Annotated in this window: 15 protein-coding genes; 12 read left to right on the forward strand and 3 right to left on the reverse strand. The window is 69.1% G+C overall.

Annotated features, from left to right (window positions below; genetic code table 11):
- Positions 1–5 precede the first annotated feature (5 nt).
- Positions 6–1,043, forward strand: a complete 1,038-nt coding sequence (gene scpB / locus OC373_RS02705; protein ID WP_019182873.1) for an SMC-Scp complex subunit ScpB — start codon at positions 6–8, stop codon at positions 1,041–1,043.
- Positions 1,036–2,796: a pseudouridine synthase gene (locus OC373_RS02710; protein WP_261996998.1), complete on the forward strand. Its 1,761-nt coding sequence runs from the start codon at positions 1,036–1,038 to the stop codon at positions 2,794–2,796. The genes scpB and OC373_RS02710 overlap by 8 nt, the downstream gene beginning before the upstream one ends.
- Before the next feature lie 151 nt (positions 2,797–2,947).
- Here OC373_RS02710 and OC373_RS02715 read toward each other — a convergent pair whose 3' ends face one another.
- From OC373_RS02715 to OC373_RS02725, 3 genes are all read right to left on the reverse strand, one after another.
- Positions 2,948–3,382 carry a hypothetical protein gene (locus OC373_RS02715; RefSeq protein ID WP_019182871.1) on the reverse strand — a complete coding sequence of 145 codons (435 nt, stop codon included), beginning with the start codon at positions 3,380–3,382 and terminating at the stop codon, positions 2,948–2,950.
- 230 nt (positions 3,383–3,612) lie between these two features.
- Complete coding sequence (locus tag OC373_RS02720; RefSeq protein WP_070427427.1) at positions 3,613–4,419, reverse strand: amidohydrolase; 807 nt, start codon at positions 4,417–4,419, stop codon at positions 3,613–3,615.
- Between the two features lie 17 nt (positions 4,420–4,436).
- On the reverse strand, positions 4,437–5,585 hold the full coding sequence (locus OC373_RS02725; RefSeq protein WP_261996999.1) for a pyridoxal phosphate-dependent aminotransferase: 1,149 nt from the start codon (positions 5,583–5,585) through the stop codon (positions 4,437–4,439).
- Between the two features lie 102 nt (positions 5,586–5,687).
- Between OC373_RS02725 and ccmA the strand changes: the two genes are divergently transcribed.
- The 10 genes from ccmA to OC373_RS02775 all read left to right on the forward strand — a co-directional run bounded on the left by ccmA (position 5,688) and on the right by OC373_RS02775 (position 13,731).
- Complete coding sequence (gene ccmA / locus OC373_RS02730; RefSeq protein WP_070425518.1) at positions 5,688–6,317, forward strand: heme ABC exporter ATP-binding protein CcmA; 630 nt, start codon at positions 5,688–5,690, stop codon at positions 6,315–6,317.
- A complete protein-coding gene (gene ccmB / locus OC373_RS02735) occupies positions 6,314–7,009 on the forward strand; it encodes a heme exporter protein CcmB (RefSeq protein ID WP_019182867.1) in 696 nt (231 codons plus the stop codon). Before ccmA ends, ccmB begins: the two co-directional genes overlap by 4 nt.
- A 123-nt stretch (positions 7,010–7,132) precedes the next feature.
- Positions 7,133–7,897 carry a heme ABC transporter permease CcmC gene (gene ccmC / locus OC373_RS02740; RefSeq protein ID WP_019182866.1) on the forward strand — a complete coding sequence of 255 codons (765 nt, stop codon included), beginning with the start codon at positions 7,133–7,135 and terminating at the stop codon, positions 7,895–7,897.
- On the forward strand, positions 7,894–8,079 hold the full coding sequence (gene ccmD / locus OC373_RS02745) for a heme exporter protein CcmD (RefSeq protein ID WP_019182865.1): 186 nt from the start codon (positions 7,894–7,896) through the stop codon (positions 8,077–8,079). Before ccmC ends, ccmD begins: the two co-directional genes overlap by 4 nt.
- A complete protein-coding gene (gene ccmE, locus OC373_RS02750) occupies positions 8,076–8,537 on the forward strand; it encodes a cytochrome c maturation protein CcmE (RefSeq protein ID WP_019182864.1) in 462 nt (153 codons plus the stop codon). The genes ccmD and ccmE overlap by 4 nt, the downstream gene beginning before the upstream one ends.
- Positions 8,538–10,451, forward strand: coding sequence for a heme lyase CcmF/NrfE family subunit (locus OC373_RS02755; RefSeq protein WP_070425521.1), 1,914 nt, complete (start codon positions 8,538–8,540; stop codon positions 10,449–10,451).
- Between the two features lie 9 nt (positions 10,452–10,460).
- On the forward strand, positions 10,461–11,072 hold the full coding sequence (locus OC373_RS02760) for a DsbE family thiol:disulfide interchange protein (protein ID WP_070425522.1): 612 nt from the start codon (positions 10,461–10,463) through the stop codon (positions 11,070–11,072).
- 64 nt (positions 11,073–11,136) lie between these two features.
- The gene (locus OC373_RS02765; RefSeq protein ID WP_261997329.1) at positions 11,137–11,523 is read left to right on the forward strand and encodes a cytochrome c-type biogenesis protein; all 387 of its coding nucleotides are present in this window, start codon (positions 11,137–11,139) and stop codon (positions 11,521–11,523) included.
- Positions 11,517–12,545: a tetratricopeptide repeat protein gene (locus OC373_RS02770; RefSeq protein WP_261997330.1), complete on the forward strand. Its 1,029-nt coding sequence runs from the start codon at positions 11,517–11,519 to the stop codon at positions 12,543–12,545. Before OC373_RS02765 ends, OC373_RS02770 begins: the two co-directional genes overlap by 7 nt.
- Positions 12,546–12,618: 73 nt before the next feature.
- The gene (locus OC373_RS02775) at positions 12,619–13,731 is read left to right on the forward strand and encodes a homoserine O-acetyltransferase (protein ID WP_070425523.1); all 1,113 of its coding nucleotides are present in this window, start codon (positions 12,619–12,621) and stop codon (positions 13,729–13,731) included.
- Positions 13,732–13,733 lie beyond the last annotated feature (2 nt).

Genomic DNA, 13,733 nt, shown 5'->3' on the forward strand with positions numbered 1-13,733 from the left:
CACGTATGGATCAACCGCTGATCAACCGTATTGTCGAAGGCGCCCTGCTGGCCGCCAGCGAGCCGTTGACGCTGGCGCAGCTGCAGGGTCTGTTCCCGGAAGAGGAACCGGCACCGCCGGGCAGCATCGAACGCGCGCTGGAACTGCTGCGCGAAGGCTGCCAGGACCGCGGCGTGGAACTGGTCGAGGTGGCCTCCGGCTTCCGCTTCCAGGTCACCAGCGAGGTGCACGGTTACATCACCCGGCTGTGGACCGAACGCAAGACCCGCTACACCCGCGCCACCCTGGAAACGCTGGCCCTGATCGCCTACCGCCAGCCGATCACCCGCGGCGAGATCGAACAGGTCCGCGGCGTGGCGGTCAGCAGCAACATCATCCAGGCCCTGGAAGAGCGCGAATGGATCCGCGTGATCGGCCACCGCGACGTGCCCGGCAAGCCGGCGCTGTTCGGCACCACCAAGGGCTTCCTGGATTATTTCGGCCTCAAGCGCCTGGACGAACTGCCGCCGCTGTCCGAGCTGCGCGACCTGGGTGAGCTGGAACCGCAGCTGCCGCTGGACAGCGAAGGCCAGCCGGCCGGCCGCCTGCCCGCAGGCGCGGCGACACCGGATGCGGCGCTGGACAGCGACGCGGCCAACGACGACGACGCCCCGGCGCCGACGGACCCTGCGGAGCCGCTGGATCCTGCAGCGCCGGTGGATCCTGCAGACCCGGTGGACCCGGCCGCCGCCCGCCTGGCCGCCCGCGTGGCGCTGGCCTCGGCGCGGCTGGCGGAGCAGCCGGCAGATCCGGACAATAGCGAAGCTTCCGCCGATGCGGACGCTTCGGACACCCCATCCCATGCGCCGTTGTCGCCTGCCGACGACGACGCGGATACGACCGCCAGCGATGGCGAACCCGATACCGCGCCGGGAGAGCGCGCGGCGCCCCAGAACGAAACCGAAAACAACGCCGTCGCGAAGACGACCGTGGCTGTTGACGAAGCCGATCCCGAACCAGAGGCCGACGCATCCGTTGCCGGCCGGAGCCAAGTAAATGAGTGACACCCCCCGCAAGCCGTCGTTGAACAAGCTTTCGCTCAAGCGCGAAACCGCCTCCGAACAGCCCAAGCTCGAAGAGCGCCTGCACAAAGTGCTGGCGCAGGCGGGCCTGGGTTCGCGCCGCGCGCTGGAACAGCGCATCGCCGATGGCCTGGTCAAGGTCAATGGCGAGGTCGCGCAGACCGGCCAGTCGATCAAGAGCGGCGACAAAGTCGAACTGGACGGCCGTGGCTTCGTGGCCACCGCGCTGACCGAAACATCGCGCGTGCTGGCCTACAACAAGCCGGAAGGCGAAGTGACCACGCGCGAAGATCCCGAAGGTCGCCCGACCGTGTTCGAAGCGCTGCCTGCCCTGAAGGGCGCGCGCTGGATCGCGATCGGCCGCCTGGACATCAACACCACCGGCCTGCTGCTGGCGACCACCGACGGTGAGCTGGCCAACGCGATGATGCACCCTTCCTACGAGGTCGAGCGCGAATACGTGGTGCGCGTGCGTGCCCCGGAAGGCGAAGAGAAGGTGCCGGACAGCATCGTCGACCGCCTCGCCCGTGGCGTCGCGCTGGAAGACGGCCCGGCCAAGTTCGACGAGATCGAACGCATCGGCGGCACCGACTCGCACGACTGGTTCCGCGTGGTCGTCAAGGAAGGCCGCAACCGCGAAGTGCGCCGCCTGTGGGAATCGCAGGGCTGCCAGGTCAGCCGCCTGAAGCGCACCCGCTACGGCAAGGTGAGCCTGCCGCGCGAACTGCTGCGTGGCCAGTCGGTCGAACTGCCGGCCAAGCAGGTCGAAGCCCTGCGCGCCGAACTGAAGCTGGAAGAAGGCGCGCCGTCGGCGCTGACCCTGCAGCCGGTGATCGGCCAGCGCCGCGCCGCCAAGACCACCGTGCGCGTCTCGCGCGAGGGTGGCCGTGGCAACGCCTACGTCAACGGCCACAACTCGGCCGATGAAGGCCGCGAACTGCGTCGTTTCGACAACGTGCGCGAAGAGCGCGGCCGTGGCCGCGGCGGCAAGGGCGGCGGCTTCAAGGGTGGCCTGACGGTCAGCGGCGAAGCAGCAGCCAAGCAGTCGCAGCGCCCGTTCAAGGCGCGCCCGGACAAGGGCAACCGTGCGCTGCCGGAAGGCAACCCGGCCGCGTTCCGCAGCTGGTATGTGCCCGACGGTGTCAGCACCGGCCCGAGCGGCCACCGCAATGCCGGCCCGGGCGCTGCCCGTGGCCCGGGTGCACGTGGTCCGGGTGCCGGCGCAGGCGCCGGCGGCCAGGGCCGTCCGTACGGCAAGCCGAAGGGTCCGGGTGGCGCAGGCGGCCCGGGTCGCGGCAGCTACGGTGGCGGCGCTGAAGGCCGCGGCGGTTATGCCGGCGGTGGCGAAAGCCGTGGCGGTTATGGCGGCCAGGGCCGTCCGGCCGGTCCGGGCGGCGGTGGAAACCGCGGCGCCCAGGGTGGCCAGGGTCCGTCCCGCCATCCGTATGGCCATCCGGGCAATGCGCCGAGCTTCCCGTCCGACCACGCCAATCCGGGCGCCAGCCCGTACGGCAGCGCGCGCCCGGCGGGCAACCGCGGTCCGGGTGGTCCGGGTGGCAACCGTGGTCCGGGCGGCGCCAATGCGCGCGGTCCGGGCGGCAATCGCGGCCCCGGTGGTCCCGGCGGCAACCGGGGCCCGGGTGGTCGCGGTCCGGGCGGCCCGGGCGGTCGTCCCGGCGGCAACCGTGGCCCGGGCGGCGGCGGTCACCGTGGTGGCGGCCCGCGCGGCGGCTGATCAGTGACACAAAAAAACCCCGGCTTCGGCCGGGGTTTTTTGTTGGGTCCGCGCGGGCGGCGATCAACCCGGTCGTGTAGAGCCACCCCATGGGTGGCTGCGCGTCATGCCCGAGACGGTGGTGCAGCCACGCGTGGCGTGGCTCTACCCCTCAACGTCGCTCGATGGTGAAGCGGCCGACACCCACGCCCAGGTCCCAGCCCTTGCCGGTGCCCGCCAGGGCGAGTGAGATATCGCCCTTGGTCATGACCTGGGCATTGCTGGATTTGTCGGCACCTGCGTGCGCTTCAACGGCGGCATAGGAGCCGATCAGGTCGTTGACCGAGTAGGCGCCGGAGAACTTGCCCTTGCCATCGACGATCTTGGACTTGCCCACGGTGAGGCCGCCGCCCTTGGCGGTGATCTTCACCGGAATGCGCGCGCCGTTGTCGCACTGGATGGTGCCTGTGCCGGAAGCGGTCTTGTACAGCACCGACCACCCGGCCAGGTTGTAGTGCAGCTCGCAATCAATGTTGCCGGCGGCCTGCGCAGCCGGGACGGCCGAGATACCGGCCAATGCGATCAATGCCAGGGAGAACTTCTTCATGCGGGTCCGCTCGTACTGAAGGGGTAACGCGCCGAATCTAGCAGCGTGCGCGTGTGGCGCGGATGATGCACACCGCCCGCATCCGGCGTCTGTTCAGCCCGAGCGGCCCCGGTAGTGCCGGCCGCTGGCCGGCTCCAGGCAATCCTGCAATGCCCATGAGAACCGGTCGCTGGCCGGCGATGCGCACCGCCTGCAACGTGCAGAGCCGGCCAGCGGCCGGCACTACCGTTTCAGCTGCGTTCCTGAAGGCTGAAGCTGTCCGCATCAAGCATCGCCGGGAAGCGCGCGCGGTGCGCGGCCAGGGCCGCTGCCGAGATGGCGGTGGTGACCACCTGCTCGCGTTCGCGCACTTCCACCTGTGGCTGGCCCAGGAAATCGATCACGGCACTGTCGCCGGCGTAATGCAGCTCGTTGCCGTCCACGCCGATCCGGTTGACCGCCGCCACGTAGCAGAGGTTCTCGATCGCGCGCGCGCGCAGCAGCGTCTTCCAGGCGTAGGCGCGTGCCGAGGGCCAATTGGCCACGAAAATCTGCAGATCGAAATCCAGCTGGTCGGCGCGCTCCACGTTGTAACGGTTGCGGCAGAACACCGGGAAACGCAGGTCATAGCAGACCTGCGGATTGATCCGCCAGCCCTTCCACTCCACGCTCAGGCGCTGCCTGCCGGCGGCATAGCGCTCATGCTCGCCGCCGTAACGGAACAGATGGCGCTTGTCGTAGTACTGCAGCTCGCCATCCGGCGTGGCCCACAGCAGACGGTTGTAGACGCCCTCGCCTACCCGCAGCTGCACGCTGCCGGTCACCGCCGCGCCCAGCCGCACGGCCTGCTCGCGGATCCACGCCACGGTCGGGCCGTCCATGCCTTCGGCCTTGTCGATGGCGTCGTTCGAGAAGCCACTGGTGAAGGTTTCCGGCAGGATCACCAGGTCGGTCTGCCCGGCCAGCGGTGCCAGCAGCGCACCGTAGTAGGCACGGTTGCCGGCCGGATCGTGCCAGCGGGTGTCGCCTTGGACCAGGGAAATACGCAGATCCTGCAGTTCGGCCACGGTGCCCATCACAGTGCCCGCAGGCGTTCGATCGCCGCGTCCATCGTGGCGTCGTTCTTGGCAAAGCACAGGCGAACCAGGCGCTGGCCGGCGGGCGCGGTCTCATAGAACGGCGACAGCGGGATCGCCGCCACGCCCTTCTCGATCGTCAGCCACTTCACGAATTCGTGGTCGGGCAGATCGCTGATCGCCGAATAGTCCACCAGCTGGAAATAACCGCCCGGTACCGGCAGCGCCTTGAGCCGGGTACCGGCCAGCTGCTCGCGGAAGCGGTCGCGCTTGGCCTGGTAGAACGCGCCCAGTTCCAGATGATGCTGCGGCTCGTCGCGGATCATCGCGGCGAAGCCGTACTGCGCCGGCCCGAAACTGGTGAAGGTGTTGTACTGATGCACCTTGCGGAATTCGGCGGTCATCGCCGGCGGCGCGATCGCATAGCCGATCTTCCAGCCGGTGCAGTGGTAGGTCTTGCCGAAGCTGGAAATCACGAACGCGCGCTCGCGCAGTTCCGGATGACGCAGCGAGGATTCGTGGCGGCGACCGTCGTAGATGATGTGCTCGTACACCTCATCGGAGATCAGGTAGATGTCGGTGCCGCGCAGCACATCGGCCAGGGCCTGCATGTCATCGGCCGTCAGCATCGCGCCGGACGGGTTGTGCGGGGTGTTGACCATCAGTAGGCGGGTGCGCGGGCTGATCGCCGCACGCACGCGGTCCCAGTCCACCGCGAAGGTCTGCGGGTCCAGCGGTACGTGCACGGCGCGCGCACCGGCCAGGTCGATCGCCGGTTCGTAGCAGTCGTAGGCCGGGTCGAGCACGATCACTTCCTCGCCCGGGCGGACCACGGCGTGGATGGCATTGAAGATCGCCTCGGTGGCGCCGCTGGTGACGGTGATCTCGGTGTCCGGATCAACCTGCGCGCCGTACAGATCCAGCGACTTCTGCGCGATGGCCTGGCGCAGCGGCGCCACGCCGGTCATCGGCGGGTACTGGTTGAGCCCGCCCTGCATCGCGGCGATGGTTTCATCGATCAGCCGCTGCGGTGCGGAGAAATCCGGAAAGCCCTGACCAAGGTTGACCGCGCCGTGTCCGGCAGCGAGCTGGGACATCACGGTGAAGATGGTGGTGCCCACCTTGGGCAGCTTGGTTTGCGGTTGCATCGGCAGCAGGGAAAGAACCGGGGGAACTCCCAGTGTACGCAAATCATCCGACCCGTTCCCCCGATACAATGGCGGCCCATTCCGGTGCAAAGATCCCGCCCCTTGAACGCCCCTCCGTTGCTGGCCGCGCATGGCCTTGGCTTCAGTCGCAACGACGAACCCGTCTTCGGCCCGCTGGACCTGCACGTGGATGCCGGGGAAGCCCTGCTGGTGCAGGGCGACAACGGTGCCGGCAAGACCACCCTGCTGCGGGTGCTGGCCGGGCTGCTGCGCGCCGGCAGCGGCCAGGTGGAGATCGATGGCAAGCGCGCCGGGCACAAGGAGCGCGCCCACTATGTGGCCTACCTCAGCCACCTGCCCGCACTCAAGCCGGACCTGGACACGCTGGAGAACCTGCATTTCCTGTGCGGACTGCACGGCCGCCGCGCCCGCCAGATGCCCGGCAACGCGCTGGCGATCGTCGGCCTGGCCGGCTATGAAGACACCCTGGTGCGACAGCTCTCGGCCGGGCAGAAGCGCCGCCTGGCGCTGGCCCGCATCTGGCTCTCGCCCGCGCCGCTGTGGCTGCTCGATGAGCCCTACGCCAATCTCGACCTGGACGGCATCAACCTGGTGAACCGCATGATTTCCGCGCACCTGCGCAGTGGCGGCGCCGCCCTGGTCACCACCCACGGCGCCTACGCGGCCCCGCCGGTGCGCACGCGCCTGCTGACCCTGGGAGCGGCGGCATGATCGCGCCAGGCACCGAACCGGGTCTGTGGCAGACCGCACGGGCCCTGATTGCCCGCGACATGCGCCTGCTCTGGCGGCGCCGCGGCGATGCGCTGCAGCCCTTGCTGTTCGCACTGCTGGTGGTGGTGCTGTTCGCACTGGCGCTGGGCCGCGACCCAGAGGCGATGGCGCGCGTAGCCGCCGCGGTGATGTGGCTGGCGGTGCTGCTGGCCGGCCAGCTGGCGCTGGACTCGCTGTTCCGCAGCGATGCCGAAGATGGCTCGCTGGAGCAATGGCTGCTGGCCCCGGTTCCGCTGGCCTGGCTGGTCCTGGTGCGGGTGCTGGTGCACTGGGTCACCACCGCCCTGCCGTTGATCGTGATGTCGCCGCTGCTGGCGGAAATGCTGCATCTGCCGCATGACCAGCTGCCGATGTTGCTGGCATCGTTGCTGCTGGGAACGCCGTTGTTGAGCCTGATCGGCGGGGTGGTCGCCGCGCTGACGGTCGGCATCCGGCGCTCTGGTATTCTCGTGGCGCTGCTGGCCCTGCCGCTGTATGTGCCGGTGCTGGTGTTCGGCGCGGGCAGCGTGGCCGCGGTCGCCCGCGGCCAGGACCCGATCGGCGCCCTGCTGATGCTGGGCGCCGGGCTGGTGGTGGCGCTGGTGCTGGCCCCGCTGGCGACAGCCGCGGCGATCCGCATCTCGCTGAGTTGAGCGGTATGGCGTACTGTCGGTGGCGTGTGCTGTGTTGTGAGCGTCACCTGCCTCCGCGTCATCCGTTGCCGAGCCACTCCACGTCCGTTTCATCGCCGCCTTTCGTTGGATAGCCACTGCCGCATGCACCCGATCGTCCGCTGGTTCCACCAACTCGGTTCCCCGCCCACCTTCGACCGCTTTGCCGCGCGCTGGTCGCGGGTGTTCTACCTGGCGGCGGTACCGGTGCTGCTGGTCGGTATCTGGCAGGCGCTGGCCGTCGTGCCGGCCGATTCCAAGCAGCTGGACAGTTTCCGCATTCTTTACATCCACGTCCCCAGCGCGTGGATGAGCCTGTTCGTGTTCGCGCTGATGGCGCTGTACGCGGCGATCGCGCTGATCTGGCGGATCAAGACCTGCGAGGTACTGGCGATGGCCTGCGCCCCGCTCGGCGCCGGCTTCACCCTGATCACCCTGCTGACCGGCAGCATCTGGGGCAAGCCGACCTGGGGCACCTGGTGGGACTGGGACCCGCGCATGACCACCGAGCTGATCCTGCTGTTCCTGTACCTGGGCGTGATCGGCCTCTACCACGCCATCGAGGACCGTCGCAGCGCCGCGCGCGCGGCGGGCCTGCTGTCCATCGTCGGGGTGAGCCTGCTGCCGGTGATCCGCTATTCCGTGGAATGGTGGGGCAGCCTGCACCAGGGCCAGACCATCCGCCTGTTCGGCGAGTCCACGCTGGATGCCAGCATGGCGCTGCCACTGTGGCTGATGGTGATCGGCACCAAGCTGTGGTTCGCCGGCTCGCTGCTGGCCAAGGCCCGCGCCGACAACCTGCTGCGCGAGGCCGGCAAGGCCTGGGTCACCGCCGGCACCCGTGCACCGCTGGAGGACACCCGCCCATGACCCACCTGCCCTATGTGATCGCCGCCTATGCGGTGTTCGTACTGGTACTGGGCAGCGATGCCATCGGTTCCTGGCTGCGCCTGCGCTGGGCGCGCCGCCTGGCCGCGCGCCGCCAGCAGCGCCAGCAGGCCCGCACGGCCGCCGGCAGCGCACCGCCGCTCGCGCCGGAGCTGACCCGATGAATCCGGTCCGGCGTCGCCGCCTGCTCTGGGTGATGCTGCTGGTGCTGGCCTCCGGTCTGGCGACCGCGCTGGTGGCGATGGCCCTGCAACGCAATATCGCCTACCTCTACACACCCTCCGAAGTACTGCGCGGTGATGCCGGCGACCATGCCCGGTTCCGCCTGGGCGGCATGGTGGTCAAAGGCTCGCTGCAGCGCGCGCCCGGCTCGCTGGATGCGCACTTCGTGGTGACCGATGGCGATGCCACCCTGCCGGTGGTCACCTCGCGGATCCTGCCGGACCTGTTCGCCGAGGGCACCGCCGTGGTCGCCACCGGGCGCCTGCAGGACGGCCGCTTCGTCGCCGAAGAAGTGCTGGCCAAGCACGACGAAACCTACATGCCCAAGGAAGTGGCCGACAAAATGGGCCAGGCGCACACCAAGCACGATGTGCCCGTGCCGGCACCGGAGACGTACTGAGTGCTGCCGGAACTGGGGCAGATCCTGCTGGTCACCGCGCTGTTGATGGCCGTGCTGCAGACCGTGCTGCCGTTGTGGGGCGCCCATCGTGGCCGCGCCACGTGGATGGCGGTGGCGCGACCGGCGGCGTACGCCCAGCTGGCGCTGCTGCTGGGCGCGTTCGGCGTGCTGACAGCAGCCTTCGTCACCCAGGATTTCTCGGTGCGCTATGTGGCCGAGAATTCCAACTCGCTGCTGCCGCTGGCCTACCGTTACTCGGCGGTCTGGGGCGCGCATGAAGGCTCGCTGCTGCTGTGGGCGCTGGTGCTGGCGCTGTGGTGCGGCGCAGTTGCGCTGTGGTCCAAGCGGCTGCCGGCCGAGGTCTGCGCGCGCGTGCTCGGGGTGCTCGGCATCATCAGCATCGGCTTCCTCGCGTTCCTGATCTTCACGTCCAATCCGTTCGCGCGGCTCATTCCGGCGCCGCTGGAAGGACGTGACCTCAACCCGCTGCTGCAGGATCCCGGGCTGATCATCCACCCGCCGATGCTGTACATCGGCTACGTGGGTTTCTCGGTGCCGTTCGCATTCGCGATCGCCGCACTGCTGGAAGGCCGCGTGGACGCGCGCTGGCTGCGCTGGACGCGGCCGTGGACCAACGTGGCCTGGGGCTTCCTGACCATCGGCATCGCACTTGGCAGCTGGTGGGCGTATTACGAACTGGGCTGGGGCGGCTGGTGGTTCTGGGATCCGGTCGAGAACGCCAGCTTCATGCCCTGGCTGGCCGGTGCGGCGCTGATCCACTCGCAGGCCGTCACTGAAAAGCGCGGCAGTTTCGCCAGCTGGACGCTGCTGCTGGCGATCGCTGCCTTCGCACTGTCGCTGCTCGGCACCTTCCTGGTGCGCTCGGGCGTGCTGACCAGCGTGCACTCGTTCGCCGCCGATCCCTCGCGCGGCACCTTCATCCTGATCTTCCTGGCGCTGGTGATCGGCGGCGCGCTGCTGCTGTACGCACTGCGTGCCGGTGCGCTGACCAGTGACGACCCGCGCCGCGGCTTCCTGCCGACCTCGCGCGAGACCCTGCTGCTGGCCAACAACCTGCTGCTCGCCGCGGCCTGCGGCATGGTCCTGCTCGGCACGCTGTACCCGTTGCTGGCCGATGCCCTGGGTCTGGGCAAGGTGTCGGTGGGGCCGCCCTACTTCGGCACGCTGTTCGTGGTGTTGATGGCGCCGCTGGTGGCGCTGCTGCCGTTCGGGCCGCTGGTCAACTGGCAGCGCGACCAGGCCTCGCGCCGGTTGGCGATGCTGGCCCCGTGGGCCGGGCTGGCCGTGCTGCTCGGCGTGGTCGCCTACTTCATGGCGCCGCAGGGCGCGTTGAAGACCGCCGCCGGCGTGACCGGTGCGGCCTGGGTGGCGTTGGGTACCGGGCGCTTCGTCTGGACCCGCCTGCGCGGCAACGGGAAGTTCACCGCCGAAATGGTCGGCATGCTGCTTGCCCACGGTGGCGTGGCCGTGTTCCTGGCCGGCGCGCTGCTGGTGGAGGCCTTGAACGTGCAGCGCGAAGTCGCGCTGGCCCCGGGCCAGTCGCTCGTGGTGGGCACGTACGAGGTGCGTTTTGAAGGCGTGGACCACCAGCAGGGACCAAACTACGTGGCCGATCGCGGCCACCTGCGCGTGTTCCAGCATGACCGCCAGCTGGCCCTGCTGCATCCGGAAAAACGCCTGTACGCCAGTGGCGGGCAGGTGATGACCGAGGCCGGCATCCACGCCCGTCTCAACGGCGATGTTTACGTGGCACTCGGCGAGTCGCTGGGCAACAATGCATGGGCCGTGCGCGTGCACATCAAACCGTTCGTCCGCTGGATCTGGCTGGGCGCGCTGCTGATGGCGCTGGGTGGTTTCGTCACCGCTGCCGATCGTCGTTTCCGTCGTCCCTAGGAGTTTCCCGTGTCCGATCCCCGCCCCGCCTCCCGTCCGCTGCCGCCCGTGGCCATCGTCATCGGGGTGCTGTTCTTCTTCGGGCTGCTGGGGCTGATGATCTACGGGGTGATGAAATCCGGCGCACCGGACCGCGACGTGCTGCCCTCGGCGCTGATCGGCAAGCCGGCCCCGGCCTTCGAACTGCCGGTGTTGCACGATCCACAGATCAAGGTCAGCAGCACCGAGCTGCGCGGCGCCCCGTATGTGCTCAATGTCTGGGGCAGCTGGTGCGCGGCCTGCCGTGACGAACATCCGATCCTGACCCGATTTGCCGAAACCAAGCGCGTGCGCGTGATCGGCTACAACTGGAAAGACGAGCCGGCCGATGCGCTGCGCTGGCTGGAACAGCTGGGCAATCCGTTCGTGCTGGTGCTGAGCGACATCGAAGGCCGCACTGCGATCGACTGGGGCGTCACCGCCGCGCCCGAGACCTTCCTGGTCGACGCCAGCGGCGTGGTGCGCTGGAAGTACAGCGGCGCGCTCAGCCAGCGCGTGATCGATACCCAGCTGATCCCGGAACTGGAAAAGGTGGAGCGTGCCCATGCCGATGCCCAGCCGCAGCTGCCCGCTTCGCCGTAACCGCCTTGTCCGGCTGGCCAGTGTCGTGCTGATCGCGCTGACGCTGGCCGTGGCGTTGCCGGTGATGGCGCAGGCCGTCTCCGACCCGACCCCGTTGCAGTACCGCGATGCCGCCGAGGAAGCCCGTTTCCATGCGCTGGCTGCCGAGCTGCGCTGCGTGCAGTGCCAGAACCAGTCGCTGGCCGATTCCAATGCGCAGATCGCGCACGACCTGCGCCGGGAAGTGCTGGTGCTGATGCAGCAGGGCAACAGCGATGCACAGATCAAGCAGTTCCTGGTCGACCGCTATGGCGAGTTCGTGCTGTACCGGCCGCCGATGGAGGCCCGCAATGCGCTGCTCTGGTTCGGCCCGCCGGCGGCATTGCTGATCGGTGCCGGCGTATTGATCTGGGTGGTGCGCCGTCGCAGCCGTGGGATCGAACCGATGGACAAGAGCGAGGAGCGCTGGTGAGTCTCTGGATGGCCCTGAGCGCTGCGGTCGTCGCCGCTGCCGTCGCTGCACTCGTGTTGCGGCCGCTGCGTGCAGGCGGCCAACGCGGCCCCTTCGTGATCGCGATGCTGGCCCTTGGGCTGGCCGGCGGCGCGCTGTACCTGCTGGTCGGCACGCCGGATGCCGTCGAGCGGACCGCGGCCAACGCCGAGCCCGCTACGCTGGAGGATGGCGTCCAGGCGTTGGAACAGGCGCTGGCGAAAGATCCGCAACGCGCCGATGGCTGGGCACTGCTCGGCCGCTCGCAGCTGGCGCTGGGCAAGCTGGACGAGGCCACGGCGGCGTTCGACCGGGCCGTGCGGCTCGCGCCGGACGACCCTGGCGTGCTGGTCGAAGCGGCCCAGGCACGGGCCCAGGCAGCGCCGGGCAAACAATTCGATGACCAGGCCCTGCAATGGCTGCGCCACGCCAACGCGCTCGCGCCGGAGAGCGAACGCGCTGGCTGGCTGATCGGCATCGCCCTGCGCCAGCGCGGGCAGGACGCCGAGGCCGCGAACGCCTGGGAAGCGCTGCTGCCACGGCTGGAGCCGGGCGCGGCGCGCGCGCTGCGCGAGCAGATCGCCATCGCGCGCGGCAATGCCGGTCTCCCGCCCCTGCCGGAGACGCCGGCCCCTGCGGCGGCCACTGCGGCGGCCGGGAACCACGCGCTCGCGGTACAGGTGCGGTTCGCGTCGGAAACCGCTCCGGATCCGGCGCTGGCCAACGCCACGGTGTTCGTGATCGCGCGCGCGCCGGACGGCCCGCCGATGCCGATCGCCGTGCAGAAACACCCGGCCAGCCGGTTGCCGTTGCTGGTCACGCTCGGCGATGGCGACAGCCCGATGCCGACCAGCACGCTGTCGCAGGTGCAGGAGGTGGAGGTCTTGGCGCGGCTGTCGCGTTCGGGCCAGGCCAACCGCCAGCCGGACGATGTGGAAACCGCCCCGGTACGGGTACGCCTGCCGCATGCCGGGCCGGTGCCACTGGTGTTTGATCGCCCTTGATCGGTGCGCGGCCGCGACGCAGCGTGCCGCCCACCACCACGGCGCCATCGCGGCGCCCGGCTAAAATGCGCGCATGACTGAATTCATTCCCCCCGGCACCCGCTACCACGCCCTGCCCTCGCCGTTCGCGTTCAAGCGCGGCGGTGAGCTGCGCGATGCCCACGTGGCTTACGAAACCTGGGGCACGCTCGACGCGGACGCCGGCAATGCGGTGTTGATCGTCACCGGGCTCTCCCCCGATGCGCATGCCGCAGCCAACGCCGACAACCCGGCCGCCGGCTGGTGGGAGGCGATGGTCGGCCCGGGCAAGCCGATCGATACGGATCGCTGGTTCGTGATCTGCGTGAACTCGCTGGGCAGCTGCAAGGGATCGACCGGCCCGGCCAGCATCGACCCGGCCACCGGTGAGCTGTATGGCCTGCGTTTTCCCGAGCTGTCGATCGAAGATGGCGCGCGTGCGGCGGTGGAGGTGGTGCGCGCATTGGGCGTGACCGAACTGGCCTGCGTGATCGGCAACTCGATGGGCGGGATGACCGCGCTGGCGCTGCTGTTGCTGCACCCGGGCATCGCACGCAGCCATATCAACATTTCCGGCAGTGCCCAGGCGCTGCCGTTCTCGATCGCGATCCGCTCGCTGCAGCGCGAAGCGATCCGGCTCGATCCGCAGTGGAATGGCGGTCGTTATACGGATCAGGCCTATCCGGAATCAGGCATGCGCATGGCGCGCAAGCTCGGCGTGATCACGTACCGGTCCGCCCTGGAATGGGACGGCCGCTTCGGCCGCGTGCGCCTGGATTCGGATCAGGCCGATGACGATCCGTTCGGCCTGGAGTTCCAGGTCGAAAGCTATCTGGAGGGACACGCACGCCGTTTCGTGCGCTTCTTCGATCCCAACTGCTATCTGTACCTGAGCCGCTCGATGGACTGGTTCGACCTGGCCGAATACGCCGACGGCGACGTGATGGCCGGGCTGGCGAAGATCCAGGTGGACAAGGCGCTGGCGATCGGCGCCAACACCGACATCCTGTTTCCGGTACAGCAGCAACAGCAGATCGCCGATGGCCTGCGCGCCGGCGGTGCCGACGCACAGTTCATCGGGCTGGATTCGCCGCAGGGCCACGATGCGTTCCTGGTGGACTTCGCACGGTTCGGGCCGGCGGTCAGCGGGTTCCTGTCCTCACTCTGAGT

The organism is Stenotrophomonas sp. Ste96, assembly GCF_024519495.1.
Taxonomy (GTDB): Bacteria; Pseudomonadota; Gammaproteobacteria; order Xanthomonadales; family Xanthomonadaceae; genus Stenotrophomonas; species Stenotrophomonas bentonitica_A.